Source organism: Kitasatospora sp. NPDC030952 (assembly GCF_055571335.1).
In genome coordinates, this window is the sequence record NZ_JBVIFM010000002.1 from 116,165 (window position 1) to 143,065 (window position 26,901).

The window sequence follows — 26,901 nt, forward strand, 5'->3', positions numbered from 1 at the left end:
CAGTGCCCGGCGGTCCTCGCGATCCACGAGGGGATTCCCGTTCCATCCGCCACGCCCCGGACGCCGCACCGCCCGCCTCAGCCCCGCCCGGTGGCCACCGCCGGCCGAGGCCGCCGACCCGACCCTGACCTCGGCCGACGCCACCGGGTTCGCCGCCTTCCCGCCCGAGGCGACCACCGGCGTCGGCGTGCCCGTCAGGCCCCGCGCGAAATCCCGTTGCCCGTACGGCCGGTGCGGTCCGACACTGCCGTCATGCTCGGATTCGTCAGGACCGACAACGAAGCCCTGGTCTCCTGCCTGGGTGACCCCCAGCGCACCGTGGCCGCCTACCGGGAACTGCTCCGGCGCGCGGACGCCGCGCTCGGCGCCATCCGCGCGGGACTGTCCCACGACGACGCGGCCGTCCGGGAGGGCTGCTGCCGATTGCTGGACCACCTGGTCGACACCGAGTCCATGGGCCTGCTCATCGCCATGGCCGACGACCCGGACGCCGAGGTGCGGATCGCCGCGTTCCACGCCCTCGCCTGCGACCGGTGCAAGGACGACGCCTGCGCACCGGGCGCGGACCGGGTGCTGGAACCGGCCCTGCGGCACCTGGCCGCCGACCCCGACCCCCGGGTCCGCACCCGGGCCGCCGAGCTCGTCGGCAAGTTCGCCCACACCGACCCCCGGGCCGCCGCCGCCCTCCAGGCGTCCCAGGCGCAGGACCCGAGCCCCGCGGTCCGCAAGAAGGCCGGCTGGTACGCCCCCGGCGGGCCGATCCACCGACGGACCGCCCCGCGCCACGGATAGCCGGGTCCCTCGGTTCCGGCCCGCTCCCCACCCCGGCCCGCCACCGGGACCGGTTAGGCTCGGGCGGTGCCCGCAGCCCTGACCACGCCCCCCGCGCCGAGCGCCACCGGACCCGCCGAGCCGGCGGAGGAGCCGCGCCCGGCCCGCTCGCCCTGGTGGCGGTTCGGCCTGCTGGTCCTGCTGCTGGGCGCGTGCGCGGGCTCGCTGCTGATGTGGAGCCCGACGGACCTGCTCTCCGGCGGGCTGGCGGACCGGATGCCCGGCTACTGGTTCGCGCCGCTGTTCGCCCTGGTCTACGCCGTCGGCACGCTGGCCTTCGTGCCGCGCCCCGCGCTGAACGCCGTCGCCGGGCTGCTGCTGGGCGTCCAGCAGGGCGTGCTGCTCGCCGTGCTCGGCACCACCCTGGGTGCGGCACTGGCCTTCGCCCTGGGCCGGGGCCTCGGCCGCGAGGCCCTGAAGCCCCATCTGCGCGGCAAGGTGCTCGGCGCCCTTGACCAGCGCTTCACCGAGCAGGGCTTCCGCAGCGTGCTGGTGCTGCGGCTGCTGCCCGGCCTGCCGTTCCAGGCCGGCAACTACGGCGCCGCCTTCTCCGGGGTGCGGTTCCTCCCCTTCCTGTGCGCCACCGCGATCGGCGTGGTCCCGACCACCGCCGTGTACGTGGTCGCCGCCGCCAGCGCGGACCGGCCCGGCTCGGCGGCCTTCCTGGTCTCGGCCGGGGTGATCGCCCTGCTGGTGCTCGGCAGCCTGGTCGGCCTCTGGCGGGCCGCCGCCGCCCGCCGCCGGGGCCAGGCCCAGGCCCAGTGACCGCAGGTCCACCCGCGCCCCGCGGCGCCCCACAAACCGGTCGCGCCCGCGCCCGTCGGTGGCCAGGATGTCCGGCATGACCGAACTCACCCCGCGGGTCGACCCGCCGATGGCCGCCGACGAGGCCGCCATGCTCACCGCCTGGCTCGACTTCCACCGCAGCACGCTCGCCCTCAAGTGCGCGGGCCTGACCGACGACCAGCTGCGGCTGCGCTCCGTCCCGCCGTCCTCGCTCTCGCTGCTCGGCCTGGTCCGGCACATGGCCGAGGTCGAGCGGCACTGGTTCCAGGGCATCCTGCTCGGCGCCGAGATCGCCACCGGCCGCTACTGGACCGAGGCCGACCCCGACGGCGACTTCGACAACGTCGACTCCGCCGACGTGGCCGCCGACTTCGCCACCTGGCGCGCCGAGATCGAGGGCGCCCGCCGCGCGTCGGCCGGCCTGCCGCTGGACACCGTCGGCAAGCGGCTGCGCCAGGACCAGGAAGTGACGCTCCGCTGGATCCTCGTCCACATGATCGAGGAGTACGCGCGACACAACGGCCACGCGGATTTGCTGCGCGAACTGGTGGACGGTTCGACCGGCGAGTGAAATCGTTTCCGCATTGTTGACGGAAGGTCAATTACGCGGTGACCGCGACCGATATGGTCTACGCGCGCAACCGTACGGCGCTGCGCCGCGTCGCTCTCTTTTGCCCGGGTCCGCCCGGTTTTCCGGCGCGGCACGACTCGTACGGGGGCCGCGAGCGGGCACGGGACCGGTGAACAGTGCGATACTCGGACAGTTCCGACGAGTGGATGACGTGTCAAGAAGGACACCGTCCACCCCCGGGGGACCAGACGGGACGAGGCAGGGAGGCGCGGCATGGGAGCACTTCGCGACGAGCACCACAACGGGTGGCTGATGCCCTCCGGGAACTACCCGGCCGCGGTGTACGACGACGAGTGGGTGGATCAGGAGACGGTTCCCGCCGTCCCCGCGCCCGCGAAGATCGTCTCCCTGCGGCCGACGGGCTTCGAGGCGGCCCGCACGGTCGGTGAGCACATCCGGGCGAGCACCCCGGTGGTGATGGACCTCACCGAGATGAACGAGGCCGAGGCCAAGCGCATGGTCGACTTCGCCTCCGGCCTGATCTTCGGCACCAGGGGGGGCATCGAGCGGATCGCCCGCCGGGTCTTCCTGCTCACCCCGGCGGACGTCGAGGTGATGGTGATCGACCGCCCGATGGACGACACCGGGTTCTACAACCAGAGCTGAGCGCGGCGGCACCGGCCGCACTGCGCGCACCACCCCGACCGGGGACGGCACACCAGCCGTCCCCGGTTTTCGCTGTTCCGGAGGCCTTCCGCCGGTGATGCAGATGACGCAAACGATGCAGATGAGAGCCTCGGGATAGTTCTGAGACATCCATGTCTCATATGGACTACACTCGAATCATGGCCACCGACCGCGACACCGTGCTGGAAGCCGCCGTCGGCGTGCTCTCCCGCCGCCCCACCGCCCACCTGGACGAGATCGCCCGCGCCGCGCACATCAGCCGGGCCACCCTGCACCGGCTGTTCCCCGGGCGCGAGGCACTGATCCGCGAGGTCGGCCTGCTCGGCCTCCAGCGCTTCGCCGCCGCCCTGGACACCGCCGCCATCGAGGACGGCGACGCCGAGGCCGCGCTGCGCCGGCTGGTGGACGCCGCCGTCCCGGACGCCATGCTCTGCGCCTTCCTGGCCGGCGAGAACCAGCTCTACGACAACGACGAGATCAACGACCTCTGGGAGGTCCAGATCGACCGGCTGCACGCGCTCTTCCTGCGCGGGCAGCGCGAGGGCGCCTTCCGGATCGAGCTGAGCGCCGCCTGGCTGAGCGAGGCCTTCTTCGACCTGGTGGCCGGCATCGGCTGGGCCATCCAGGACGGCCGGCTCGCCCCGCGCGACGCCGCCTTCTCGCTCGCCGAGCTGTTCCTCGGCGGTGCGCTGCGCCGGCCGGAGGCCTCCGTCCCCACGCCCCCCACCCACAGCACCTCGGACCGGAAACCGGAAACCGATACACCATGAGTAGGACCCCTCCCCTGACCGTTCGCCAGCGCTGGACCGGCCTCGCCGTCCTGGTGCTGGCCGTCACCGTGGTCGCCCTCGACGCGACCGTGCTCTCCCTCGCCATCCCCTCCATCAGCGAGACGCTGCGCCCCAGCGGCACCCAGCTGCTCTGGATCGGCGACTCCTACTCCTTCGTACTGGCCGGCCTGCTGGTCAGCATGGGCGCCCTGAGCGACCGGATCGGCCGCAAGAAGCTGCTGCTGACCGGGGCCGCCGCGTTCGGCGCCGCCTCGCTGCTGGCCGCGTACGCGCCGGGGCCGGGCTGGCTGATCCTGGCCCGGGCGCTGCTCGGCGTCGCCGGGGCGACGATCATGCCCTCCACCCTCTCGCTGATCCGCAGCCTGTTCCCGGACGACCGGGAGCGGGCCACCGCGATCGGCATCTGGGGCGCGGCCGCCACCGCCGGCGCCGCGCTCGGGCCGGTGGTGGGCGGGCTGCTGCTGGAGCACTTCTGGTGGGGTTCGGTGTTCCTGCTGAACATCCCGGTGCTGCTCCTGCTGCTGGTGTTCGGCGCCTGGCTGCTGCCGGAGTCCAAGGACCCGAAGCCGGGCCGCTGGGACGTGCTGAGCGTGGTGCTGTCGATGGCCGGGGTGATCGGCGCGGTCTACGCGATCAAGGAGGCCGCCGCCCATGGCGTGGCCCGTTGGGACGTCCCGGTCACCTTCCTGCTGGGTGCGGCCGCGCTCACCCTGTTCGTCCGCCGCCAGCTGCGGCTGGAGACCCCGCTGCTGGACGTCCGGCTGTTCCGCGACCGGCGGTTCACCGCCGCCGTCACGGCTTCGCTGATCTCCCTGGTCGGCCTGTCCGGCGTGATCTTCGTGGTCTCCCAGTACCTCCAGCTGGTGCGCGGGTACGAGCCGCTCCAGGCGGGTCTGGCGGAGTTGCCGGCCTTCGCCGGCTCGGTGGCCGGCGGGCTGCTCACCGCCCGGATCGCCCGGCGCTTCGGCGCCCGCAAGGCGCTGACCGTCAGCCTGCTGGCGATGGGTCTGGCCGCGGGTGCGCTGGGCTGGCTGCAGCAGGACACCAGCTATCTGCTGCTGGCCGTCTCCTTCCTCATCACCGGCACCGCCGAGGGCGTGGTCTACACGCTCGGTGCCGACCTGGTACTGACCGCCGCGCCCGCCGACAAGGCCGGGGCCGCCTCGGCGGTCTCCGAGACGGCGTACGAGCTGGGCACCGCGCTCGGCATCGCGCTGGTCGGCTCGGTGGTCGGCTCGATCTACGCCAACGGGCTGGCCGTCCCGGCCGGGGCCTCCCCGGAGGCCGCCGCCCGGGCCGGGGAGTCGCTGGGCGCGGCCGTGGAGACGGCGCACGGGCTGTCGCCGGAGGTGGCGCAGCCGCTGCTGGCGAGCGCCAGGGACGCCTTCGTGCAGGGCATGAACAGCGCCGGGCTGCTGGCCGGGGTGCTGCTGGTCGGTGCGGGCGTGCTGGCCTGGCTGCTGCTGCGCGGGCTGTCCGGGCCGACGACGACGGCCGAGCAGGTCGCGGCGGTCGAGCCGGAGCGGCCGCAGGTGCACGTGTAAGGACCGGGTGCACGCGGAAGGACCGGGTGCACGCGGAAGGACGCAAAGAGGTGAGAACGGTCGTTCCCCGATCCGGGAACGGCCGTTCTCACACGTACGGAAGGCTACGAGACCCCGAAGGGCAGTTCCAGCTCGGCCCAGACCACCTTGCCGTCCCTGGTCAGCCGGCTGCCCCAGCGCTGGGCCAGCTCGCTGACCAGGAACATCCCGCGCCCGCCCTCGTCCTGTTCGGCGAAGGGGCGCAGCTGCGGCGTCTGGCCGCCCGCGTCGGAGACCTCGAGGGTGAGCACCCGGTCGCGGAACAGTCGCAGCCGGCGCGGTGCCTCGGCGTGCAGCAGGGCGTTCGTGACCAGCTCGCTGACCAGCAGTTCGGCGTAGTCGGAGAGCGCGTTCAGGCCCCAGGCCTCCAGGGTGGCGCGGGTGAAGCGGCGGGCCCGGCCGGGGAGCTTGCCGCCGCCGGTGAGCGGCAGGGTGGCGATCCGGTCGGCGGGCACCGGCAGCGCCCGGGCCATGATCATCGCGATGTCGTCCTCGGTCCCGTCGGTGACCAGCGCGCCGATCACCGCGTCGCAGCTCTCCTCCAGCGTCCGGCCGGGCCCGGCCAGGGTGCGGGCGAGCAGGTCGATGCCGTGGTCGAGGTCCTGGCCGCGCCGCTCGACCAGGCCGTCGGTGTAGAGGGCGAGCATGGCGCCCTCCGGGAGGGTGAAGCCGATGGACTCGAAGGCGACCCCGCCGACGCCCAGCGGAACGCCGGGCGGCACCTCGATCCTGCGGGCGGCGCCGTCGGTGCCGACCCAGACCGGCGGCAGGTGCCCGGCCGAGGCGATCTGGAGGGTGCGCTCCAGCGGGTCGTAGACGGCGCAGATGCAGGTGGCGAACTGGCCCTCGCCGATCCCCGAGGCGGTCTCGTCCAGCCGGGTGAGCACCTGCTCGGGAGGCATGTCGAGGGTGGCGAGGGTGCGGGCGACGGTGCGCAGCTGGCCCATGGTGGCGGCGGCCCGGATGCCGTGGCCCATCACGTCGCCGACCACCAGGGCGACCCGCCCGCAGGACAGCGGCACCACGTCGAACCAGTCGCCGCCGACCTCGCTGACCACGCTGCTGGGCAGGTAGCGGTAGGCGATCTCCAGGCCGAGGGTGCGGTGGATCTCCTGCGGCAGCAGGCTGCGCTGGAGGGTGAGGGCGGTCTCCCGCTCCCGGCGGTAGAGCCGGGCGTTGTCGAGGGCGAGGGCGGTGCGGGCGACGAGCTCCTCGGCGAGCGCGACGTCGGCGTCGTTGAAGGGCTCGGGGTTGCGCATCCGGATGAACTCGGAGCCGCCGAGCACCATGCCCCGGGCGGTGATCGGCACCATCAGGTACGAGTGGATGCCGGCCGCGATCCCGGGGGCGACCCGGTCCTCGCTGGAGACCAGGCCGCGGAGCACCTCCTCGTCCACGTGGGCGCGCAGCAGCGGGCGGCCGCTGCGCAGGCACTGGGTGTAGCTGCGGTCGGGGGCGTACTCGGAGGTCTCGCCGACCACGTCGACGGCGTGGGCCAGGCCGCTCTCGTAGTTCTCCCCGACGGCGACGGCGCGCAGGGTGACCGTCCGGTCGGAGGGGATCGGAGTGGGCTCGGCGCCGCGCAGCACCGGCTCCAGCAGGTCGACGGTGGCGAAGTCGGCGAATCGGGGGACGACCGCCTCGATCAGTTCCTCGGCGGTGCGCTGGAGGTCGAGGGTGGTGCCGATCCGGGCGGTGGCCTCGGCGATGGTGGCCAGGCGCTCCTGGGCGCGGGCGGCCCGGGCCTCGGCCTGGAAGCGTTCGGTGACGTCGATGATCGAGGAGCAGACGCCGAAGACCCGGCCGGTGGAGTCCTCCAGCCGGAAGTAGGAGGCGGACCAGGCGCGGTCCCGCTTGGGGTCGCCCGGGACGCGGCCGTGCGAGCGGGCGTCCACCACGGGCTTGCCGGTCTTGAGGACCTGTCTCATGGTCTGTTCGATCTCGGCGCCGTTGAGGCCGGGCAGGACGGCGGATATCCGTCTGCCGAGGTGGGCGGCGACCGGGACGCCGTTCATCCGGGCGAGGGCCTCGTTGAGCCGGACGTAGCGCAGTTCGGTGTCGTACACGGCCATGCCGATCGGGGAGCGGCCGAAGATGCCGTCCAGCACGGCGAGGTCGGCCTCGATGGCGTGGACGGCCCGGGTGTCCGAGGCGGTGGCGAGCAGCAGCAGGGTGCCGGCCGGGCCGGCGATCGGGTAGGTGCGGAACTCCAGCTCGACCTTGTGGCCGTCGCGGTGGCGGACCGGGAAGACGAAGGAGGTGTCGGCACCGGACAGGATCCGCTGGAAGATCGCGAGCACGGCGGCGCGGTCGCTCTCGTCGGTGAGCAGCTGGGCGGCGTAGCTGCCGAGGGCCTCCGCCGCGGTGTAGCCGAGCAGCGCCTCGGCGTCCTCGCTCCAGTGCAGGATCAGACCGTCGGCCTGCACCAGGACCGTGGCGAGCGGGACGAGTCGGTGGCCCTCGGGGCGTGCGGGGTCACCGTCCGGCGCGGGGCCGGCGTCGGTCGCGTCCCACTCTTGTCCGTGCATTCAGGCAGCACCCCGGTTCGGCTCGTGCCCGGCCGGACGGGCCTCGCGGTCGGTGCCGGCCGGGTTTCTTCTCCAGACTGCACGGACATCGGCCGCCCGGCGACCCCTTGGTCAGGGGGCGTCCGGTCGCTCGGTTGTACGGGCGTCATGGGCGTACCGGCCGCAGCGTACTCTCCAGAACGCCCGCCCACTGCCGGATCACTCCGGAACGTCGAGGGCTGTCGTCGGTGAGCAGGTTGGCCAGGCCGAGGCCGCGGGCGAGGTCGAGGGTGGCCTGCACCGATTCGCGCACGCCCGGGCGGGTCTCGTCGGCGTCCAGGAACTCCACGGCGGCCCGGTGGGCCTCCCGGCCGACGTGGCCCTCCAGGGCGACGATCCGCTCGCGCAGGCCGTCCTCGGTGGCGGCCGCGGTCCACAGGTGGAGGGCGGCGCGGAACAGCGGGCCGGTGTAGAGGCGGACGATCATGTCGACCACGGCCCGGGTGCGGTCGGGGCCGGCGGCCGGCAGGTCGTCCGCGTGGGCGCGGACGGCTGCCAGCCGCTCGGCGGTGACGTGCTCGACGGCCGCGGTGAAGAGGTCCTCGCGGGTCGGGAAGTGGTGCTGGGCGGCGCCCCGGGAGACGCCGGCCCGTTCGGCGACCACGGTAACGGTGGAGCCCTGCCAGCCGAGCTCGGCCAGGCAGTCCACGGCGGCCGCGAGCAGCCGGGCCCGGGTCGCGCGGCTGCGGTCCTGCTGGGGGGTGCGGACGGCGGGGTGGCTGGTCATGGCGGGTGGCGGTTCCTGTATCGATGGGGTCTGTTCCGGTCGGGGCGCGGCGGGTCGATCCTCACAGACCGGCCCCGGTCTTCGGCCGCCGGGTCCCGGGCTGCCGCTCAGGTGACCGCCGCCCCGGTGCGGGCGGCCTCGCGGGCGCGCAGTTCGCGGCGGAGGATCTTGCCGGCCGCGGACTTGGGGACGGCGTCCACGAACTCGACCGCGCGCACCTTCTTGTAGGGGGCGACGTGCCCGGCCACGTAGCCGGTGACCTCCTCCGCGGTCAGGCCGCTGCCCGGGGCGCGGACCACGAAGGCCTTGGGGCACTCCGTCCCGTCGGCGTCCCGGACGCCGATCACGGCGGCGTCGGCGATCTGCGGGTGGCCGAGCAGGACCGCCTCCAGCTCGGCGGGGGCGACCTGGTAGCCCTTGTACTTGATCAGCTCCTTGACCCGGTCCACCACGAAGAGGTAGCCGCGCCCGTCGACGTAGCCGATGTCGCCAGTGTGCAGCCAGCCGTCGGCGTCGACCATGGCGGCGGTCTCGGAGGGGCGGCCGAAGTAGCCCTTCATCACCTGCGGGCCGCGGATCAGCAGCTCGCCCTGCTCGCCGGGCCCGAGGTCGTCGCCGGAGCCGTCCAGGGCGGCGACCCGCAGTTCGGTGGAGGGGACCAGCCGACCGACCGAGCCGGACACCGGGTCCTGCTCGGTCGGCGAGACCACGTGGGTGACCGGGGACAGCTCGGTCATCCCGTAGCCCTGGAGCAGGTGGGGCAGGCCGAGCCGGCGGGCGCAGCTCTCGGCGAGGTCCTGGTCCAGCGGGGCGGCGGCGCACAGCAGGTAGTCGACCGAGGAGAGGTCGAAGCGGTCCACGACCGGGTGCTTGGCCAGGGCGAGGACGATCGGCGGGGCGACCACCAGGCCCTGCACCCGGTGCCGCTCGATCGCGCCGCAGAACTGCTCCAGGTCGAAGCGGGGCAGCACGACCACGGTGGCGCCGCACCGCAGCGGCTGGTTGAGCAGCGCCGTCAGGCCGTAGATGTGGAAGAAGGGCAGCACGGCGAGCACCCGTTCGCCCACCGAGGGGCGGTAGAGGGCGTCGGTCTGGGCCAGGTTGGTGGCGATCGAGCGGTGGGTGAGCATCACGCCCTTGGGCAGGCCGGTGGTGCCGCTGGAGTACGGCAGCACGGCGACGTCCTCGCCCGGGGCGATGGCGGGCTCGGGGGCGGGGCCGGTGGCGGCCAGCAGGTCGGCGAGCGAGCGGTGGCCCTCGGCGCCGTCCAGCACGATGATCTCGGTTAGCGGGCGGCCGGCGGCGGCGAGCAGTTCGGCGGCGGCCAGCGCGGTCGGCAGGAACGGGGAGACGGTGATCAGCCAGCGGGCGGCGCTGTCCCCGAGCTGGCCGGCCAGTTCGCCGGGGGTGCTGAGCGAGGAGACCGTGGTCACGGTGGCGCCGGTGCGGCTGGTGCCGTAGTAGGCCATCGGGTAGACCACCGAGTTGGGGCTGAACAGGGCCACCACCTCGCCCTTGCGCACCCCCGCCTCGGCCAGTCCGGCCGCGACCCGCTCGACGGAGGTGGCGAGCCGCGCGTAGCTGACCTCCTCGCCGGTGATGCCGTCGATCAGGGCCGGCCGATCGCCGTACCGGGCGGCGGCCTCCAGCACCGCGTCATGGATCGGCAGGTCGATGACGGGGACGTCCGGGAACTCGCTTCGGAACACCAAGGTAAGCCTCCAGTAAGGAAGTTGACGCAGCAACTAAACCGGCGAGTACGGGTGGAGCGGGGCGCGTTCAGGAGCATACGGACAGTCAGGGCGGTGGCTGGGCCATTGTGGGGAACCCGGGGTGGGGCACGCGTGGCACAGTTGCTCCCGGGGGCGCTCGACCGGACGGTGTGCACCACGGCCGCCCGCCCCCGGGTGCGGCCCCGGACCCTGGAGCACCCGCTGTGAGACCCACCTCCGCCACCCTGCCGTCCGCCCGCCGTCTGCTCACCGCCGCCAGCGTCGCGGCCGTGCTCGCACTCGGCGGAGCCCCGGTCGCCTTCGCCGCGCCGGGCGACAACGGCGACGTCAAGATCCACGAGAGCACCACGCCGGTGAACGACCAGAGCGACCAGCCCAAGGTCTGCGTGTTCTACCTGGACGCCTTCAACTTCGACACCATCCAGCTGGTCAGCTGGACGATCGAGCAGCAGCCGCCGACCGGCACCGCCCAGGTGCTGTCCGGGTCGATCACGATCGTCGGCGGCACCGGGCACACCGGCAATCTCACCCTCCCGGACGGGCACTACAAGCTCGAATGGACGTTCGTGGGGGAGAGCGGCGCGGCGAAGCAGAAGGTCTTCGACATCTCCTGCGCCACCTCCTCCCCGTCGCCCTCCTCCTCGCCGTCCACGTCCCCGAGCGGCTCGCCGAGCCACTCGCCCTCGGTCTCCCCCGGCCACTCGCCCGGCGCCTCGCCCAGCGGCGGCCCGCACGGCGGGGTGGGCACCGGTGGCGGCGGCACCTCCGGCGCCGACACCGCCGAGGTGCTCGGCGGCCTGGCGCTGGTCCTCGGCGCGGGCGGCCTGGGCATCCGCGCGATGCGCCGCCGGCCCGGGCGCAATGCCGAGTCCTGACCGCGCCTCCCGCGCGCCGCGCGGCGGCTCCGGCCCCTGGCGGGCCGGGGTCGCCGCGCTCGCGTTGGCGGCGGGCGGCGCCTGGCTGCTCCACGACGGCACCACCGGCCGGGACGGGCCGCCGCTGCCGCCCGCGTCCGCCGCCTCGCCCGCCGCCGTCCGGCCGGCCGCGGTGCCGTCACCGGCCGCCCGGCCCAGCCCGGCACCGGCGCCCGCCCACCCGCCGCTGCCGGCCTCGGCGCCCACCCGGATCCGGATCCCCTCGATCAAGGTCGACGCCCCGGTCACCGGCCTCGGACTGACCGCCGCCCGGGCGCTGAACACCCCGCCGATGGAACAGCGCAACCTGGCCGGCTGGTACCGGGACGGCACCACGCCCGGGGCCGCCGGGAACGCGCTGGTCGTCGGGCACGCCGACAACCACACCGGACCGGCCGTGTTCTACCGGCTCGGACTGCTGCGCCCCGGCGACACCGTCGAGGTGACCCGCAAGGACCGGCACACCGCGGTGTTCACCGTGGACGAGGTGCGGGTCTTCCCCAAGCAGGACTTCCCGGACGCCCTGGTCTACGGCCCCACCGAGCGGGCCGAGCTGCGGCTGATCACCTGCGGCGGGAAGTTCGACCGGCGCACCGGCTACGAGGCCAACACGGTGGTGTTCGCGCACCTGACCGGCGTGCGGTGACACCTCCGCCCGCGCCGCCCACTCCCCCCGCCCCTCCCGGGGTCAGTAGGACTTGGGCAGGCCCAGAGTGTGCTGGGCGACGAAGTTGAGCACCATCTCCCGGCTCACCGGGGCGACCCGGCCGACCCTGGTGGCGGCCAGCAGCGCGCCCAGGCCGTACTCCTGGGTGAGGCCGTTGCCCCCGAGGGTCTGCACCGCCTGGTCGACCGTCCGGGCGGCGGCCTCCCCCGCGGCGTACTTGGCCATGTTGGCGGCCTCCCCGGCCGCCAGGTCCTCGCCCGCGTCGTAGAGCAGCCCGGCCTTCTGGGTCATCAGCCGGGCCAGCTCGATCTCCACCGCGCACTGGGCCAGCGGGTGCGCCAGGCCCTGGTGGGCGCCGATCGGGGTGGACCAGACGGTACGGGCCTTGGCGTACTCCACCGCCTTGCCGAGCGCCTGGCGGGCCAGGCCGAGCGAGAACGCGGCGGTCAGGATGCGCTCCGGGTTGAGGCCGGCGAACAGCTGGAGCAGGCCGGCGTTCTCGTCCCCGACCAGGGCGTCGGCGGGCAGCCGGACGTCGTCCAGGAAGACCTGGAACTGCTTCTCGGGGGCGACCAGTTCCATCGGGATCGCCCGGTACTCGAAACCGGGGGTCTCGCGCGGGACGACGAACAGGCAGGGCTTGAGCTTGCCGGTCCGCGCGTCCTCGGTACGGGCGACGAACAGCACCGCGTCCGAGTGGTCGATGCCGGAGACGAACACCTTGCGGCCGGTCAGCAGCCAGTCCTCGCCGTCCCGGCGGGCGACGGTGGAGATCCGGTGCGAGTTGCTGCCGGCGTCCGGCTCGGTGATGCCGAAGGCCATCTTGCGGCTGCCGTCGGCCAGTCCGGGCAGCCAGCGCCGCTTCTGCTCCTCGGTGCCGTACCGGGCTATCACCGTGCCGCAGATCGCCGGCGAGACGATCAGCAGCAGCAACGGGCAGCCGGCGGTGCCCAGTTCCTCCAGGACGATGGCGAGGTCGCTGATGCCACCGCCCCCGCCGCCGTACTCGGCGGGCAGGTTGACGCCCAGGTAGCCGGCCTTGCCGGCGTCCGCCCACAGCTCCTCGGCGGGTTCGCCGGCCCGGGCCTTGGCGAGGTAGTAGGCGGAGCCGTAGCGGCGGCCGAGGTCGCCGACGGCCTTGCGCAGGGCGGTGCGTTCGGGCGTTTCGAGGAGCTGACTGCCGATGGTCGACATCCGGGTCCTTCCTCTGTTCGGATTTCGGGGGCGTGCTCGGGCGGCTCAGGGTGTTGTCGAGCGTTCCGGGGGTGCTCAGGCTTCTTCCGGGGTGCTCAGGCCTCTTCGGGGGACTTGACGACGGCGAGCAGGGCGCCGAGCTGCACCTGCTGCCCCGGGGTGACGCGCAGTTCGACCAGGGTGCCGTCGGCGGGGGCGGTGACGCGGTGCTCCATCTTCATCGCCTCCAGCACCAGCAGCGGTTGGCCCGCCGTGACGGTGTCGCCGACGGCGGCGGTGGTGCGCAGGACGGTCCCGGGCATCGGGGCGAGCAGTGCCCCGGGGTCGGTCCGGGCGGTGGGGTCGGGGAAGCGCGGCAGGGCGGTGAGCGCGGTGCTGCCGGTCGGGGCGTCCACGTACACCTGCTCGCCGTAGCGGGCGACGTCGTAGCGGCGCCGGACCTCGCCCTCGCGCAGCACCACGTGGCCGGGCCGGGCCTCGACCAGTTCGACGTCCGGGTGGTCCGCGGCCTCCAGGCCGGCCCTGGTCCGCCGGTAGCGGACCTCGAACTCGGCTCCGTCCGCGGCCCGGTAGCGCTTGGACTGGGGCTGGGAGGGCAGGTTGCGCCAGCCGGACGGCAGCGCGCCGTCACGGCCGGCCGCGTCGGCGAGGGCTGCGGCCAGGGCGGCCCGGCTCAGGCCGGCGGAGTCGGGGGCGGTCAGCTCGGCCGCGTGCTCGGCGAGGAAGCCGGTGTGCACCCGCCCGGCCAGGAAGGCCGGGTGCCGCAGCGCCCGGACCAGCAGCTCCCGGTTGGTGGCCGGGCCGTGGATCCGGGCCCGGGCCAGCGCGTCGGCCAGCCGGCGGGCCGCCGCGGCGCGGGTCGGCGCCCGGACGATCACCTTGGCGAGCATCGCGTCGTAGTGCGGGGTGATCTCGCTGCCGGACTCCACGCCGGAGTCCAGCCGCAGCCCGGTACCGGTGAACTCCTGGTGTTCCGAGGTCAGTTCGAGCCAGTGCAGGGTGCCGGTGGCGGGCTGCCAGTCCTTGGCCGGGCTCTCCGCGTACAGCCGGGCCTCGATCGCGTGGCCGGTGGCCGGCGGCGGGACGGCCGAGGGCAGCTTCTCCCCCTCGGCGACGGCCAGTTGGAGCGCGACCAGGTCCAGCCCGGTGACCGCCTCGGTGACCGGGTGCTCCACCTGCAGCCGGGTGTTCATCTCCAGGAAGTAGAACCGGCCGTCCTCGGCGAGCAGGAACTCGGCGGTGCCGGCGCCGCGGTAGCCGATCGCCCGGGCCGCCTCCACCGCCGCCGCGTGCAGCTCGGCCCGCAGCCGCGGCGGCAGCCCGGGCGCCGGGGCCTCCTCGATCACCTTCTGGTGCCGCCGCTGCACCGAGCAGTCGCGGTCGCCCACCGCCCACACCGTGCCGTGGGCGTCGGCCAGCAGCTGCACCTCCACGTGCCGGCCGGTGGGCAGGTAGCGCTCGCAGAACACCTCGTCGGAGCCGAAGGCCTTGGCCGCCTCGGCCCGGGCGGCCGCCAGCTCGGCCGGGAGGTCCGCCAGCCGCCGGACCACCCGCATGCCCCGGCCGCCACCGCCCGCCGCGGCCTTCACCAGCACCGGCAGGTCCGCCTCGGCCGGCTCGGCGAGCGCCGCCAGCACGGGCACCCCGGCCTCGGCCATCAGCCGCTTGGCAGCGGTCTTGGAGCCCATCGCGGCGATCGCGGCCGGAGGCGGGCCCACCCACACCAGGCCGGCGTCCTGCACGGCGCGCGCGAACTCGGCGCTCTCGGACAGGAATCCGTATCCCGGGTGGACGGCGTCCGCGCCGGCCCGGAGAGCCGCCCGGACGATCAGCTCGCCGCGCAGATAGGTGTCGGCGGGCGCGGCGCCGGGCAGCCGGACGGCCGCGTCGGCCTCCCGCACGTGCGGGAGGCCGGCGTCCGGGTCGGAGTGGACGGCGGTGGTCGCGATGCCCAGCTCCCGGCAGGTGCGGAACACCCGGCGGGCGATCTCGCCGCGGTTGGCGACCAGCAGATTGGTGATCATCATCTGGGGTTCCCCTACATCCGGAAGACGCCGTAGCCACGCGCGCCCTCGACCGGCGCGTTGTGGATCGCGGACAGGCACAGGCCCAGCACCGTACGGGTGTCGCGCGGGTCGATCACGCCGTCGTCGTACAGCCGGCCGGACAGGAAGACCGGCAGCGACTCCGCCTCGATCTGCTGCTCGACCATCGCCCGGACCGCCGCGTCGGCGTCCTCGTCGTACGGCTGCCCCTTCGCGGCGGCCGACTGGCGGGCCACGATCGACAGCACCCCGGCGAGCTGCTGCGGGCCCATCACCGCGGACTTGGCGCTCGGCCAGGAGAACAGGAAGCGCGGCTCGTAGGCCCGGCCGCACATGCCGTAGTGACCGGCCCCGTAGGAGGCGCCCAGCAGCACCGACAGGTGCGGCACCCTGGAGTTGGCCACGGCGTTGATCATCATGGCGCCGTGCTTGATGATGCCGCCCTGCTCGTAGTCCCGGCCGACCATGTAGCCGGTGGTGTTGTGCAGGAACAGCAGCGGGGTGTTCCGCTGGTTGGCCAACTGGATGAACTGGGCGGCCTTCTGGGACTCTGCGCTGAACAGCACGCCCTGGGCGTTGGCCAGGACGCCCACCGGGTACCCGTGCAGCCGGGCCCAGCCGGTGGCCAGACTGGTGCCGTAGAGCGGCTTGAACTCGTCGAAGTCGGAGCCGTCGACGATCCGGGCGATCACCTCGCGCGGGTCGAAGGGCACCTTGAGGTCGCCGGGGACGATGCCCAGCAGCTCCTCCTCGTCGTACCGGGGCGGCTCGGCGTGCCGGTCCGGGCCCGGGCCCGGCTTGCGGTGGTCCAGCCTGGCGACGATCCGGCGGGCGATCCGCATCGCGTCCGCCTCGTCCACCGCGAAGTGGTCGGCCAGCCCGGAGGTACGGGCGTGCATCTCGGCGCCGCCCAGCGACTCGTCGTCGGCCTCCTCGCCGGTGGCCATCTTCACCAGCGGCGGGCCGCCGAGGAACACCTTGGCGCGCTCCCCGACCAGCACGGTGTGGTCCGACATGCCCGGCACGTAGGCGCCGCCGGCCGTCGAGTTGCCGAACACCACGGCCACCGTGGGGATCCCGGCCGCGGACAGCCGGGTGAGGTCGCGGAACAGGGCGCCGCCGGGGATGAAGATCTCCTTCTGGCTGGGCAGGTCCGCCCCGCCGGACTCCACCAGGTTGACCAGCGGGAGCCGGTTGTGCAGCGCGATCTCGTTGGCCCGCAGGGCCTTTCGCAGCGTCCACGGATTGCTGGCGCCGCCGCGCACCGTCGGGTCGTTGGCGGTGATCACGCACTCCACGCCCTCGATCACCCCGATCCCGGTCACCAGCGCGGCGCCCACCGGGTGGTCGCTGCCCCAGGCGGCCAGCGGGGACAGCTCCAGGAACGGCGAGTCCTGGTCCACCAGCAGCTCGATCCGCTCCCGGGCCAGCAGCTTGCCCCGCTTCCGGTGCCGCTCCACGTACTTGGGCCCGCCGCCGGCCAACGCCTTGGCGTGCTCGGCGTCCAGCTCCGCCAACTTGGCGATCATCGCGGCACGGTGCTCCGCGTACTCGGCCCCGGCCGGGTCGACGCGGGTAGGCAGGGCGGTCACAACAGAACCTCCGGAATGTCGAGGTGGCGCGAACGCAGCCACTCCCCCAGGGCCTTGGCCTGGGGGTCGAAGCGGTGTTGGGCGGCGACGCCCTCGCCGAGCAGGCCGGTGAGGGTGAAGTTGACCGCTCTGAGGTTCGGCAGTAGGTGCCGCCTGACGGGCAACTCGGCCGCCTCTGGCAGGAGTTCGCGCAGCCAGTGGACGGTGAGGGTGTGCGCCAGCCAGCGCCAGCCGTCCTCGGTGCGGGCCCAGAGACCCAGGTTGGCGTCACCGCCCTTGTCCCCGCTGCGGGCGCCGAGCACCAGGCCGAGCGGGGCGCGGCGGGTCGGTCCGGGGGGCAGGGGTTCGGGCAACTCCTCCGACACAGTGGACGGTTGGGAGGTCACCGGGGCCGGTGGGACGGTGATCCGGCGGCCGTCCGACAGCACCGCGGTGTGCTCGACCAGCTTGGCGTCCACCTGCGCCGCCGTGAACACCCCGTACGGCGCCCCCGGGCCGGGCGGGGCGGTGAGGTGGAAGCCCGGATACCCGGCAAGGCCCAACTCCACGGCGGTCTTGCCGAGTTCACGGCCGACCTTGGCCGGATCCCGGTCCCGGGCGGTCAGCCGGAGCAGGGCGGACGCGGCCTCCTCGGTCCCGGCGTCCGGATGGTCGGTGCGGGCGAGGGTCCAGCGCAGCTCGGCCGGGCCGGCCTCGGGCGGCAGGGCGGCGGCGAACTGGCGCTGCACCAGGGCGGCCTTGGCCTCGATGTCCAGGCCGGTGAGGACGAAGACCACCTCGTTGCGGTGGCCGCCGAGGCGATTGAGGCCGACCTTGAGGGTGGGCGGCGGGGCCTCGCCGCGCACCCCGTCGATCCGCACCCGGTCCGGGCCGTCCTCGGTGAGCCGGACGCTGTCCAGCCGGGCGGTCACATCGGGGCCGAGGTAGTGCGGTCCGCCGGTCTCGTACAGGAGTTGGGCGGTGACGGTGCCGACGGTGACGGCCCCGCCGGTGCCGGGGTGCTTGGTGATCACGCTGGAGCCGTCGGGGTGCAGCTCGGCCAGCGGGAAGCCCGGGTGGTCCACGTCGTGCTCGCGGAAGAAGGCGTAGTTGCCGCCGGTGGCCTGCGCCCCGCACTCCAGGACGTGCCCGGCCACCACCGCCCCGGCCAGGGCGTCCAGATCGGCGGCGGTCCAGCCGAAGCGGGCGATCGCCGGACCGGCCACCAGCGCGGCGTCCGTCACCCGGCCGGTGACCACCACGTCCGCGCCCTCGGCCAGGCAGGCGGCGATGCCGAAGCCGCCGAGGTAGGCGTTGGCGGCCAACAGGTGCTCGGGCAGGCCGAGTTCGGCCCGGCGCGGCAGCAGGTCGTCCCCCTCGACGTGGGCGACGGCCGTCGGGACGCCCAGCCGCTGCGCCAACTCCCGCAGCCGCTCGGCGAGTCGGGCCGGGTTGAGGCCGCCCGCGTTCACCACGATCCGTACGCCCCGCTCCCGGGCCAGCCCGAGGCACTCCTCCATCTGCCGCAGGAACGTCCGGGCGTACCCGAGCGACGGGTCCTTCAGCCGGTCCCGGGCCAGGATCAGCATGGTCAGCTCGGCGAGGTAGTCCCCGGTGAGCACGTCCAGCGGCCCGCCCGTGAGCATCTCCCGCACCGCCGCGAAGCGGTCCCCGTAGAACCCGGAGGCATTGCCGATCCGCAGTACCGAGCTCGCGCGCGCCAATACGCCTCCCCTGCCGGTGGGTTGGCGGCACTCCACACGCGGGCCACCGGGCAGCAGCGTGGCACCGGCCGGAGAAAAAAGCAATCATGCCTGCTTGTTTCTTCACGCCTTTCTTCACGCCGGGACCGCGGCCGGGGATGCGGACATCGATGCCCTCCGGCGGGGCCAGGGCGGTAGGGTTCCCGGGACGCAGTTCATCGAGAGACGGGGGATCATCGTGACCGAGTCGTTGCCCGCGGGTGCGCACTTCCGGATTTCGCGTGCCACCTTCGACCCGGGCCGGTTCGAAGAGGTCGACGCGATGAACACCAGGACCTCGGAGTACCTGATCCCGGCCGTCCGGCGGCTGCCGGGGCTCATCCACTTCTACGCGGGCGTCTCGCCGGAGGGCTCGGCCGTCCACGTCAGCGTCTGGGACTCGGAAGAGCACGCGGCGCAGCTGGACCACCTGAAGGAGATGGTCGTCGACGCGCGCGCGGAGGCGGAGGCGGTCGGCGTGACGTTCACCCCGATCGTCAACTACCCCGTCGACTGGACCATCTGACGTACCCGACGGGGTACGACGGAGACGGGGCGGGGCGACGTCGCGGCGGAGCGGCCGCCGGGCCGGGCGCCGGATATCCGGTGCGGTCACGGCGGGTGCACGGATAGCCTCGGCGGCATGACCTGGCTTCCTGCTGACTTCGTCCACCCCGTCCATGTGCCGCTGCTCGGCGGGGCGTACCACCTGCGGCCGATCCGGGAGGCGGATGCGCCGATGGACTATCCGGCCGTGATGGGGTCGCGGGAGCGGCTCTTCGGGATCTTCGGGCCGGCCTGGGGTTGGCCGGCGGAGAGCATGACGGCCGAGGCCAACCGGGTGGACCTGGCGCGGCACGAGCGGGAGATCGCCGCGCACCAGTCGTTCAACTACGTGCTGCTGGACGGCGCGGAGACGGCGGTGCGCGGGTGCGTGTACCTCGATCCGCCGGAGCGGGCCGGGGCGGACGGGGAGATCGCCTGGTGGGTGGTGGACGAGCTGGTCGGCAGCGAGGTGGAGGAGGCGCTGGACGCGCTGGTGCCGCGGTGGATCGCCGCCGACTGGCCGTTCCGGCAGCCGCGGTTCCTGGGGCGCGACCTCAGCTGGGAGGAGTGGCTGGCCCTGCCGGAGGCCCGGAATGACTGATCGCGCGCTGAGCTTCGGGCCCGTCGCGGAGGCCTACGAGCGGTACCGGCCGGGGTATCCCGCGGAACTCTTCGACCTGGTCGCGGAGTACGCCGGCGGGCCGCCGCGGACCGCCCTGGAGATCGGCGCCGGCACCGGCAAGGCCACCCGGCTGTTCGCCGGGCGCGGCGTGGCCGTCACCGCGACCGAACCGGACGGCGCGATGCTCGCCGAACTGCGCCGGCACGCCCCGGGGAACGTCCGGACGCTGCGGGCGGCCTTCGAGGAGCTGCCCCCGGACGGGCCGTACGACCTGGTGTACGCGGCCGCCGCACTGCACTGGACCCAGCCGGCGGGCCGGTGCCGGCGGATGGCCGAACTGCTGCGCCCCGGCGGCGTGTTCGCCAACGTCGGCGGCCCGGTGGAGATCGCCGATCCGGCGGTGGCGGAGGCCGTCCGCGAGGCCCGGGCGCCGTTCCTGGAGAGCGACGACCTGCCCTCCCCGGACGGGACGCCGCCGGAGCGGGAGTTGCAGTGGCCGGGCACCGAGCTGGCGCGCTCCGAGCACTTCGACGACGTCCGACAGGCCGTACTGGTACGGCGGTTGACGGTGACCGCGGCGGAGTACGTCGGCCATCTGTCGACCGTCTCGGCCTATCTCGTCCTGCCGGAGTCCGCCCGGGCGGAGGTGCTGCGCCGGATCCTGGCGGCGCTGCCGGAGCGCGTCCGACTGGACGCGGACATCACCGTGCACCTCGCACGGCGCCGCTGATTCGTGGCTTCTGCCAGTACAGGCGGTCCGCGGCGCTGCGGAAGACTTCCCGTCAGGTCGTCAGACACGGGAGGAGCACACGATGGGCGTGCAGCAGTACGACGGGATCGGCGAGGCGTTCGAGGGCTTCAAGGCCCTGCCACTGACGCGTTTCGGGGAGGTGCCGAGCTTCCTCGCCATGGTCGGGGACGTGCGCGGCAAGGCCGTCCTCGACCTGGCCTGCGGGACGGGCTTCTACAGCCGCGAGGTCCGGCGGCGCGGTGCGACGGAGGTGCTCGGGGTCGACATCTCCACCGAGATGATCGCCGCCGCGGAGTCGTTCGAGCAGCGCGAGCCGCTGGGGGTGCGCTACGAGGTCGGCGACGTGGCCGAACTTCGGCCGCTGGAGCGGCAGTTCGATGTGGCGTTGGCGGTGCAGTGCCTCAACTACGCGGAGGACCGCGCGTCGCTGGACCGGATGTGTCGCAACATCCACCGCAGCCTGGTGCCGGGCGGGGAGTTCTACGTCTTCGCCCAGAAGCCGGACTACGCCTTCGACTGCGCGTCCCTGGAGCAGTACGGGTTCCGCTGCGAGCCGACCGGTGACCACGTCGAGACCGGCCCGCGGGTGAAGGTCACCGCGCTGCTCGACCCGCAGCCGATCAGCATCCTCGGCACGGTCCCGCGCCGCGAGGTCTACCAGGAGTCGCTGAGCGAGGCCGGGTTCTCCGAGCTGGAGTGGGTGCCGCTCGGGATCTCCGAGGAGGGCCTGCGCGAGTACGGCGAGGACTTCTGGGCGGACGTGCTCGCCCACCCTCCGCTGGAGATGCTGCGCTGCCGCGCCTGAGCGGCGTACGGGGGCGCGCCTGAGCGGCCACGCCTGAGCAGCGCACGCGGGCGCGCCTGACCATCGACCCCGGGGAGCGGAGATCACCTCCGCCGCTCCCCGGGGTCGATCAGTTTTCGAGAAGCGCCCGCCCGGGGGCCGCGCCTAGCGTTGCGGTCATGAACGACATCAGCATTCACTGGACCTTCCTCCCGCACACCGACCCGGAGGCCTCGCTCGCCTTCTACCGTGACCTGCTGGGCTTCGAGGTCCGCCAGGACGTCGGCGGCGGCCCGATGCGGTGGATCACCGTCGGGCCCGCCGGCCAGCCGAGCGTGTCGCTGGTGCTGGAGCCGCCGTTCGCGGACCCGGGCATCACCGAGGACGAGCGGCGTACCATCACCGAGATGATGGCCAAGGGAACCTACGCCCGGGTGGTGCTCGCCACCTCCGACCTGGACGGGGTGTTCGACCGGTTGAAGTCCGGCGGCGCCGAGCTCGTCCAGGAGCCGACGCTCCAGCCGTACGGTGTCCGCGACTGCGCCTTCCGCGACCCGGCGGGCAACATGGTCCGCTTCAACGAAGTGCGCTGACCCCGCCCCGGGGCCGCCCCCCCCCCCCCCCCCCTCTCCCCCCCCCCCCCCCAAACCCCCCCCCCCCCCCCCCCCCCCCCCCCCCCCCCCCCCCCCCTCCCCCTCCCCCCCCTGTTCCAGCCCCGCCTGGGCCGGGCCCGCCGAACGGCCCCCACCCGAACCCCACCCACCCGAGACGCCACCCACCCGGGACGCCACCCGCCCGGGGGATGCCACCCACCGAACCGCCAGAGAGACACGGAGCGAAGACCACGATGGCCGAGCCGCACGCCGCCGACAGCCACGACCTGATCCGCGTGCACGGGGCACGCGAGAACAACCTCAAGGACGTCAGCGTCGACCTCCCCAAGCGCCGGCTGACGGTGTTCACCGGGGTGTCCGGCTCCGGCAAGAGCTCGCTGGTCTTCGACACCGTGGCCGCCGAGTCGCAGCGGCTGATCAACGAGACCTACAGCGCCTTCGTCCAGGGCTTCATGCCCACCCTGGCCCGCCCCGAGGTGGACGTCCTGGAGGGGCTGACCACCGCGATCATCGTCGACCAGCAGCGGATGGCCGCCGACCCGCGCTCCACCGTCGGCACCGCGACCGACGCCAACGCGATGCTGCGCATCCTGTTCAGCCGGCTCGGCACCCCGCACATCGGCTCCCCCAAGGCCTTCTCCTTCAACGTCCCCTCGATCAGCGGCGCCGGCGCGGTGACCGTGGAGCGCGCCGGCAAGACGGTCAAGGAGCGGCGCAGCTTCAGCATCACCGGCGGCATGTGCCCGCGCTGCGAGGGCCGCGGCAGCGTCTCCGACATCGACCTCACCCAGCTGTACGACGACGGCAAGTCGATCGCCGAGGGTGCCATCACCATCCCCGGCTGGAAGGTGGACAGCTGGTGGACGGTCGGCGTGTACGCCAACTCGGGCTTCCTCGACCCGGACAAGCCGATCCGCGAATACACCGAGAAGGAGCTCCAGGACTTCCTGTACCGGGAGCCCACCAAGGTCAAGGTCAACGGGGTCAACCTCACCTACGAGGGCCTGATCCCCAAGATCCAGAAGTCCATGCTGTCCAAGGACAAGGAGGCGATGCAGCCGCACATCCGCGCCTTCGTGGAGCGCGCCGTCACCTTCACCGCCTGCCCGGACTGCGAGGGCACCCGACTGAGCGCGGCCGCCCGATCGTCCAGGATCGCCGGCATCAGCATCGCCGACGCCTGCGCGATGCAGATCAGCGACCTGGCGGACTGGGTCCGCGCACTGGACGAGTCCTCGGTGGCGCCGCTGCTCTCCGCACTCCAGCAGGCGCTGGACGCCTTCGTGGAGATCGGCCTCGGCTACCTCTCCCTCGACCGGCCGTCCGGCACCCTGTCCGGCGGCGAGGCGCAGCGGGTCAAGATGATCCGCCACCTGGGCTCCTCGCTCACCGACACCACGTACGTCTTCGACGAGCCCACCACCGGGCTGCACCCGCACGACATCAGCCGGATGAACGACCTGCTGCTGCGGCTGCGGGACAAGGGCAACACGGTGCTGGTGGTGGAGCACAAGCCGCAGACCATCGCGATCGCCGACCACGTGGTGGACCTCGGCCCCGGGGCGGGCGCGGCGGGCGGCTCGGTGTGCTTCGAGGGCAGCGTGGCCGGGCTGCGCGAGAGCGGTACGGTCACCGGCCGCCACCTGGCGGACCGGACGGCGCTGCGCGAGGACGTGCGCAAGCCCACCGGGACGCTGGCGATCCGCGGCGCGAACAGCCACAACCTGCGGGACGTGGACGTGGACGTCCCGCTCGGGGTGCTGACCGTGGTGACCGGCGTGGCCGGCTCCGGGAAGAGCTCGCTGATCCACGGCTCGCTGTGTCGACGGTCGGGGGCGGCGGCCGAGGGCGTGGTCTCGGTCGACCAGGGCGCCATCAAGGGCTCCCGGCGCAGCAACCCGGCCACCTACACCGGGCTGCTCGACCCGATCCGCAAGGCCTTCGCCAAGGCGAACGACGTCAAGCCGGCCCTGTTCAGCGCCAACTCGGAGGGTGCCTGCCCGACCTGCAACGGCGCGGGCGTGGTCTACACCGACCTGGCGATGATGGCCGGGGTGGCCAGCACCTGCGAGGACTGCGAGGGCAAGCGCTTCCAGGCCTCGGTGCTGGAGTACCGGCTGGGCGGCCGGGACATCAGCGAGGTGCTGGCGATGCCGGTGACCGAGGCGAAGGAGTTCTTCGGGGACGGGGAGGCGAAGCTGCCGGCCGCGCACCGGATCCTGGAGCGGCTCGCCGACGTCGGACTCGGGTACGTCAGCCTCGGCCAGCCGCTGACCACGCTGTCCGGCGGTGAGCGGCAGCGGCTGAAGCTGGCCACCCACATGGCGGACAAGGGCGGGGTCTACGTCCTGGACGAGCCGACCACCGGGCTGCACCTGGCGGACGTCGAGCAGCTGCTCGGCCTGCTGGACCGGCTGGTGGACTCCGGCAAGTCGGTGATCGTGATCGAGCACCACCTGGCGGTCATGGCGCACGCGGACTGGATCATCGACCTCGGTCCGGGCGCCGGGCACGACGGCGGTCTGGTGGTCTTCGAGGGCACCCCGGCCGAGCTGGTCGCGGCCCGCTCGACGCTGACCGGCGAGCACCTGGCGGAGTACGTGACCGGCTGAGCCACCCTGCCTACACCAGTGGGAGGACCATCTCCAGGATCCGGGCGCTCTCGTCCAGCACGTACGGCGTCTCGCCGCCGGTGTACGTGAAGCCGCGCCGCCGGTAGAAGGCGGCGGCGCGGTCGTTCGCCTCGTGGACGCCGAGCAGCATCCACTCGGCGCCGCCCTCCCGGGCCCAGGCGAGCACCGCGTCCAGCAGGGCGTCGGCGACGCCGCGCTCGCGGCCGCGGTGCGCCGGGTCGACCCAGACGCCGATCAGGTCGACGGTGGCGGTCTTGCGGCTGGGGATCGAGAGCATGGTCGCGACCCACTCGCCGGCCTCGTCCACCGCGACCAGGCCGATCCGGCCGGGCTCGTTCAGCCAGTCCGTCCGGGCCCGCCAGTTGCCCTCGCCCTGGAGCAGCGCGTACGCGTGGGTCTCACCGAACGCCAGAGGGGTGTCGAGGAGTTGGGCCAGCCGGATGGTGCGCAGCCGCTCCCAGTCCTCGCGCCCGATCCGCTCGATCCGGTACTCCATGCCCGCCCCCGTGGTGCGATCCTGCCTCCGCCGCCGGTGGTCACCGGCGACGGAGGCAGGATAACCGCAGCTCAGGTCAGGGCCTGATCCGGACCACCTGCGGGTCGTGGTCGCTGGCCTGCTGGGCGAACTCGGCGTTGATGTGCACCACGTCGTACTTGGCGTAGCCGACCTCGGGGCTGACCAGGACGTGGTCGAGCACCTGCGAGTTGCCCTGGTAGACGTAGGAGTACTGCTCGGTCTCCGGCAGCTCGTTCACCAGGTCGCGCAGCACGCCGCCCTTGGTGAGCGCGCTCAGCGCGGGCGAGAACTGGTAGTCGTTGAAGTCGCCGAGCGAGACGACCTTGGCCTCCTTGTCGGCGGCCAGCAGCTTGGCGACGAAGGCCTGCTCGACGGTGGCCTGCTGGAGCCGCTGCACCTCGGAGCCGCGGGTCGGGGCCTGGAAGCGGCTGTCGATGCCCTGGTCGCCGCCCTTGCTGTTGAAGTGGTTGGCGATCACGAAGACCTTCTGGCCGCGGAAGGAGAACTGCCCGGCCAGGGGCTTGCGGCTGTTGGTCCACGCCTCGTCGGCCGGCTCGATCCGGCCGGGCGAGGCGGTGAGCGCGGCGGTGGCGCCGGTGCCGGTGACGCCGACGGCGGTGGTGGCGCTGCCGCCGGGGATGTCGGTGAAGGAGACCCGCTGGGGGTTGAACAGGAAGACCTGGCGGATGTTGCCGCCGGGCTCGCCGCCGTCCTTGCCGTCCTGGGGGTCGACCGAGCGCCAGTCGTAGGCGGGGCCGCCGGCCGCCTTGATCGCGGCGAGGAACTTGGCGACGGTCTGGCTCGCGTCGACGGTGCCGTCGTTCTTGGCGCCGTTGTCGTCCTGGATCTCCTCCAGGGCGACGATGTCGGGCGAGCGCAGGTTGGTGACGATGCCCTGGGCCAGCTGGGCGAACTTGGCGTCCGGGTTGGTGGCGGCCAGGTTCTCCACGTTGTAGGTGGCGATGGTGAGTTCGCGCTCGCTCGGCTGGGCGGTGACCTCACGCTGGAGGTGGTTGTCCCTGAGCGTGCCCAGGGTGCCGGCCACCAGGGTGTAGCCGCCGAACTGGTTGTAGTCCAGCGGGCCGGTGGTGGTGCCGGTCAGCTCGTCGCCGACGTTGGCCACCGGGAAGGGCTGCTGGGAGACGGCGGCCTGCTGCTGCACCATCAGCCGGCCGACGTTGGGCTCGCGGTAGGACTCGTAGAGCACCCCGCCGCGCTTGCTGCGCTGGTCCTGCCGGTCGGCGGCGACCCACAGCTCGTTGTACTTGTCGGTCGCCTGTATCACCCGGACGTCCTTGACCTGGACGAGCATGCCCTCCAGCGACTCGTAGAAGTCCAGGGCGTACTTCTCGGGGTTCAGCCGGGTGGCGTCGATGCTGCCGTCGGGCCCGGCCGGCGGGGCGTAGCTGCCGGGGATGTCGCGGGTGTCCACGACCACGGGGGCGGGCAGCGGGTGGCCGGCCGAGAGCACCGTGACGGCGGGGCCGCTGAGTTCGGTGACGGACTGCGAGCCGCCCGAGTAGTTCGGGTAGTACTCGGTGACCTTGCCGCTGACCAGCACCGAGTCGCCGACCTTCACGGTCGGGTTTCCGCCGGTGTAGACGAAGATGCCCTCACTGGTGGCCGGGTCGGCGTCCGGGTTCGGGTCCTGGAGCCAGAATCCCTTGGAACTGCCGTACGCCCGCACGCCGGTGACGATTCCGGGCACGCCGGTGACCGGCTTGCCGGCCTGCGGGGAGACCCGGGTGGTGCCCTGGATGTCGTGGATCCGCAGCGGGCCGGCCTCGGTCGGCGCGGGCGGGGCGGCGGGCGCGCCGGCGGCCTTGGCGGCCGGGAGCGGGACGAGCACCAGCGAGACGGCCAGCGCGGCGGGGGCGATGGCGGCGCGCAGCAGCGCGGCCCTGCGGGGGCGGAGGGCGGGGGCGGTGGTCACCGGGGCATGGCTCCTAGCTCGGGCAGCGGACGCTACTCGCGTAGAAGGAAGGTGGGGAGAGCACGGGAGGCGGCACCCGCCCCCCGCGGCGA

23 protein-coding genes are annotated in these 26,901 nt (G+C 73.6%); 14 read left to right on the forward strand and 9 right to left on the reverse strand.

What is annotated here, in order from left to right; genetic code table 11:
- Window positions 1–252: 252 nt before the first annotated feature.
- The 6 genes from ACZ47G_RS05420 (at window position 253) to ACZ47G_RS05445 (ending at window position 5,210) form a co-directional block, all read left to right on the forward strand.
- Window positions 253–792 (forward strand): HEAT repeat domain-containing protein, encoded by a 540-nt coding sequence (locus ACZ47G_RS05420; protein ID WP_465740142.1) that lies wholly within the window; start codon window positions 253–255, stop codon window positions 790–792.
- 66 nt (window positions 793–858) lie between these two features.
- Window positions 859–1,596: a TVP38/TMEM64 family protein gene (locus tag ACZ47G_RS05425; RefSeq protein WP_465740143.1), complete on the forward strand. Its 738-nt coding sequence runs from the start codon at window positions 859–861 to the stop codon at window positions 1,594–1,596.
- A gap of 76 nt (window positions 1,597–1,672) precedes the next feature.
- Window positions 1,673–2,188 (forward strand): DinB family protein, encoded by a 516-nt coding sequence (locus ACZ47G_RS05430; protein WP_465740144.1) that lies wholly within the window; start codon window positions 1,673–1,675, stop codon window positions 2,186–2,188.
- Window positions 2,189–2,461: 273 nt separating this feature from the next.
- Entirely contained in the window at window positions 2,462–2,854 is a 393-nt protein-coding gene (locus ACZ47G_RS05435) for a cell division protein SepF (RefSeq protein ID WP_465740145.1), read from the forward strand.
- A 179-nt stretch (window positions 2,855–3,033) separates the two neighbouring features.
- Window positions 3,034–3,645, forward strand: a complete 612-nt coding sequence (locus tag ACZ47G_RS05440; RefSeq protein ID WP_465740146.1) for a TetR/AcrR family transcriptional regulator — start codon at window positions 3,034–3,036, stop codon at window positions 3,643–3,645.
- Complete coding sequence (locus ACZ47G_RS05445; protein ID WP_465740147.1) at window positions 3,642–5,210, forward strand: MFS transporter; 1,569 nt, start codon at window positions 3,642–3,644, stop codon at window positions 5,208–5,210. The genes ACZ47G_RS05440 and ACZ47G_RS05445 overlap by 4 nt, the downstream gene beginning before the upstream one ends.
- Before the next feature lie 104 nt (window positions 5,211–5,314).
- Here ACZ47G_RS05445 and ACZ47G_RS05450 read toward each other — a convergent pair whose 3' ends face one another.
- The 3 genes from ACZ47G_RS05450 to ACZ47G_RS05460 all read right to left on the reverse strand — a co-directional run bounded on the left by ACZ47G_RS05450 (window position 5,315) and on the right by ACZ47G_RS05460 (window position 10,255).
- Entirely contained in the window at window positions 5,315–7,777 is a 2,463-nt protein-coding gene (locus ACZ47G_RS05450; protein WP_465740148.1) for a SpoIIE family protein phosphatase, read from the reverse strand.
- Window positions 7,778–7,922: 145 nt separating this feature from the next.
- A complete protein-coding gene (locus tag ACZ47G_RS05455; protein WP_380455016.1) occupies window positions 7,923–8,543 on the reverse strand; it encodes a TetR/AcrR family transcriptional regulator in 621 nt (206 codons plus the stop codon).
- Window positions 8,544–8,650: 107 nt separating this feature from the next.
- A complete protein-coding gene (locus tag ACZ47G_RS05460) occupies window positions 8,651–10,255 on the reverse strand; it encodes a 4-coumarate--CoA ligase family protein (RefSeq protein ID WP_465740149.1) in 1,605 nt (534 codons plus the stop codon).
- A gap of 224 nt (window positions 10,256–10,479) precedes the next feature.
- On the opposite strand from ACZ47G_RS05460, the gene ACZ47G_RS05465 reads away from it, so the two are divergent.
- Both ACZ47G_RS05465 and ACZ47G_RS05470 read left to right on the forward strand, forming a co-directional pair.
- Window positions 10,480–11,151: a hypothetical protein gene (locus ACZ47G_RS05465; RefSeq protein ID WP_465740150.1), complete on the forward strand. Its 672-nt coding sequence runs from the start codon at window positions 10,480–10,482 to the stop codon at window positions 11,149–11,151.
- On the forward strand, window positions 11,138–11,836 hold the full coding sequence (locus ACZ47G_RS05470) for a class F sortase (protein WP_465740151.1): 699 nt from the start codon (window positions 11,138–11,140) through the stop codon (window positions 11,834–11,836). Before ACZ47G_RS05465 ends, ACZ47G_RS05470 begins: the two co-directional genes overlap by 14 nt.
- Window positions 11,837–11,878: 42 nt before the next feature.
- On the opposite strand, the gene ACZ47G_RS05475 is transcribed toward ACZ47G_RS05470, so the two are convergent.
- The 4 genes from ACZ47G_RS05475 to ACZ47G_RS05490 all read right to left on the reverse strand — a co-directional run bounded on the left by ACZ47G_RS05475 (window position 11,879) and on the right by ACZ47G_RS05490 (window position 18,391).
- Complete coding sequence (locus tag ACZ47G_RS05475; protein ID WP_465740152.1) at window positions 11,879–13,051, reverse strand: acyl-CoA dehydrogenase family protein; 1,173 nt, start codon at window positions 13,049–13,051, stop codon at window positions 11,879–11,881.
- A gap of 95 nt (window positions 13,052–13,146) precedes the next feature.
- Window positions 13,147–15,075 carry an acetyl/propionyl/methylcrotonyl-CoA carboxylase subunit alpha gene (locus ACZ47G_RS05480; RefSeq protein ID WP_465740549.1) on the reverse strand — a complete coding sequence of 643 codons (1,929 nt, stop codon included), beginning with the start codon at window positions 15,073–15,075 and terminating at the stop codon, window positions 13,147–13,149.
- Window positions 15,076–15,089: 14 nt separating this feature from the next.
- Window positions 15,090–16,688 carry an acyl-CoA carboxylase subunit beta gene (locus ACZ47G_RS05485; RefSeq protein ID WP_465740153.1) on the reverse strand — a complete coding sequence of 533 codons (1,599 nt, stop codon included), beginning with the start codon at window positions 16,686–16,688 and terminating at the stop codon, window positions 15,090–15,092.
- Window positions 16,685–18,391: an acyclic terpene utilization AtuA family protein gene (locus ACZ47G_RS05490; protein WP_465740154.1), complete on the reverse strand. Its 1,707-nt coding sequence runs from the start codon at window positions 18,389–18,391 to the stop codon at window positions 16,685–16,687. Before ACZ47G_RS05490 ends, ACZ47G_RS05485 begins: the two co-directional genes overlap by 4 nt.
- Before the next feature lie 217 nt (window positions 18,392–18,608).
- Between ACZ47G_RS05490 and ACZ47G_RS05495 the strand changes: the two genes are divergently transcribed.
- From ACZ47G_RS05495 to ACZ47G_RS05520, 6 genes are all read left to right on the forward strand, one after another.
- Window positions 18,609–18,935 carry a hypothetical protein gene (locus tag ACZ47G_RS05495; protein WP_465740155.1) on the forward strand — a complete coding sequence of 109 codons (327 nt, stop codon included), beginning with the start codon at window positions 18,609–18,611 and terminating at the stop codon, window positions 18,933–18,935.
- Window positions 18,936–19,052: 117 nt separating this feature from the next.
- Complete coding sequence (locus ACZ47G_RS05500; protein ID WP_465740156.1) at window positions 19,053–19,556, forward strand: N-acetyltransferase; 504 nt, start codon at window positions 19,053–19,055, stop codon at window positions 19,554–19,556.
- Window positions 19,549–20,307 carry a class I SAM-dependent methyltransferase gene (locus ACZ47G_RS05505; RefSeq protein WP_465740157.1) on the forward strand — a complete coding sequence of 253 codons (759 nt, stop codon included), beginning with the start codon at window positions 19,549–19,551 and terminating at the stop codon, window positions 20,305–20,307. Before ACZ47G_RS05500 ends, ACZ47G_RS05505 begins: the two co-directional genes overlap by 8 nt.
- Window positions 20,308–20,389: 82 nt before the next feature.
- On the forward strand, window positions 20,390–21,133 hold the full coding sequence (locus ACZ47G_RS05510; protein ID WP_465740158.1) for a class I SAM-dependent methyltransferase: 744 nt from the start codon (window positions 20,390–20,392) through the stop codon (window positions 21,131–21,133).
- Between the two features lie 158 nt (window positions 21,134–21,291).
- A complete protein-coding gene (locus tag ACZ47G_RS05515; protein ID WP_465740159.1) occupies window positions 21,292–21,705 on the forward strand; it encodes a VOC family protein in 414 nt (137 codons plus the stop codon).
- 254 nt (window positions 21,706–21,959) lie between these two features.
- On the forward strand, window positions 21,960–24,338 hold the full coding sequence (locus ACZ47G_RS05520) for an ATP-binding cassette domain-containing protein (protein ID WP_465740160.1): 2,379 nt from the start codon (window positions 21,960–21,962) through the stop codon (window positions 24,336–24,338).
- 10 nt (window positions 24,339–24,348) lie between these two features.
- Here ACZ47G_RS05520 and ACZ47G_RS05525 read toward each other — a convergent pair whose 3' ends face one another.
- Complete coding sequence (locus ACZ47G_RS05525; protein ID WP_465740161.1) at window positions 24,349–24,855, reverse strand: GNAT family N-acetyltransferase; 507 nt, start codon at window positions 24,853–24,855, stop codon at window positions 24,349–24,351.
- A gap of 76 nt (window positions 24,856–24,931) precedes the next feature.
- Window positions 24,932–26,809, reverse strand: coding sequence for an endonuclease/exonuclease/phosphatase family protein (locus ACZ47G_RS05530; protein WP_465740162.1), 1,878 nt, complete (start codon window positions 26,807–26,809; stop codon window positions 24,932–24,934).
- Window positions 26,810–26,901 lie beyond the last annotated feature (92 nt).

Bases quoted from the DNA above. Each gene is read 5' to 3' on its own strand.
- ACZ47G_RS05420 (WP_465740142.1), top strand. From the start codon at position 253: ATGCTCGGATTCGTCAGGACCGACAACGAAGCCCTGGTCTCCTGCCTG.
- ACZ47G_RS05430 (WP_465740144.1), top strand. From the start codon at position 1,673: ATGACCGAACTCACCCCGCGGGTCGACCCGCCGATGGCCGCCGACGAG.
- ACZ47G_RS05435 (WP_465740145.1), top strand. From the start codon at position 2,462: ATGGGAGCACTTCGCGACGAGCACCACAACGGGTGGCTGATGCCCTCC.
- ACZ47G_RS05440 (WP_465740146.1), top strand. From the start codon at position 3,034: ATGGCCACCGACCGCGACACCGTGCTGGAAGCCGCCGTCGGCGTGCTC.
- ACZ47G_RS05445 (WP_465740147.1), top strand. From the start codon at position 3,642: ATGAGTAGGACCCCTCCCCTGACCGTTCGCCAGCGCTGGACCGGCCTC.
- ACZ47G_RS05450 (WP_465740148.1), bottom strand. From the start codon at position 7,777: ATGCACGGACAAGAGTGGGACGCGACCGACGCCGGCCCCGCGCCGGAC.
- ACZ47G_RS05455 (WP_380455016.1), bottom strand. From the start codon at position 8,543: ATGACCAGCCACCCCGCCGTCCGCACCCCCCAGCAGGACCGCAGCCGC.
- ACZ47G_RS05470 (WP_465740151.1), top strand. From the start codon at position 11,138: ATGCCGAGTCCTGACCGCGCCTCCCGCGCGCCGCGCGGCGGCTCCGGC.
- ACZ47G_RS05475 (WP_465740152.1), bottom strand. From the start codon at position 13,051: ATGTCGACCATCGGCAGTCAGCTCCTCGAAACGCCCGAACGCACCGCC.
- ACZ47G_RS05480 (WP_465740549.1), bottom strand. From the start codon at position 15,075: ATGATCACCAATCTGCTGGTCGCCAACCGCGGCGAGATCGCCCGCCGG.
- ACZ47G_RS05500 (WP_465740156.1), top strand. From the start codon at position 19,053: ATGACCTGGCTTCCTGCTGACTTCGTCCACCCCGTCCATGTGCCGCTG.
- ACZ47G_RS05505 (WP_465740157.1), top strand. From the start codon at position 19,549: ATGACTGATCGCGCGCTGAGCTTCGGGCCCGTCGCGGAGGCCTACGAG.
- ACZ47G_RS05510 (WP_465740158.1), top strand. From the start codon at position 20,390: ATGGGCGTGCAGCAGTACGACGGGATCGGCGAGGCGTTCGAGGGCTTC.
- ACZ47G_RS05515 (WP_465740159.1), top strand. From the start codon at position 21,292: ATGAACGACATCAGCATTCACTGGACCTTCCTCCCGCACACCGACCCG.
- ACZ47G_RS05520 (WP_465740160.1), top strand. From the start codon at position 21,960: ATGGCCGAGCCGCACGCCGCCGACAGCCACGACCTGATCCGCGTGCAC.
- ACZ47G_RS05525 (WP_465740161.1), bottom strand. From the start codon at position 24,855: ATGGAGTACCGGATCGAGCGGATCGGGCGCGAGGACTGGGAGCGGCTG.